Origin of the sequence: Bacillus sp. SIMBA_074 (assembly GCF_046534555.1) — a bacterium.
GTDB classification, from domain to species: domain Bacteria; phylum Bacillota; class Bacilli; order Bacillales; family Bacillaceae_G; genus Bacillus_A; species Bacillus_A mycoides.
Map to the genome: position 1 here is coordinate 1 of NZ_JAWRYM010000895.1, position 252 is coordinate 252.

At 40.5% G+C, this 252-nt stretch carries 1 protein-coding gene; it reads right to left on the bottom strand.

Translation table 11 applies throughout. From position 1 onward, the window contains the following. Positions 1–252: ribonuclease H family protein (locus SB773_RS33340; RefSeq protein ID WP_486304329.1), on the bottom strand; the 252-nt coding region annotated here is incomplete at both ends.

Consider the following 252-nt stretch of genomic DNA (forward strand, 5'->3'; position numbering starts at 1 on the left):
TTGCATCCCCCTTTATGAGTGAAAGCTGCGGAATCGGCACATCCAGTTCCATCGCATCAATCAACAAATGATCAGGAAGTTCCGACAGATCGTTCACTGCGGCCACCATTGCCTTTTTCGTAGCTTGATATATATTGATTTCATCAATTACTTCGCTATGTACAACACCCACTCCTATGGAAAGTGCTTCCTTAAAAATCATCTCATAAAACAGTTCCCTTTTTGACTCTGGAATCTTTTTAGAATCATTCA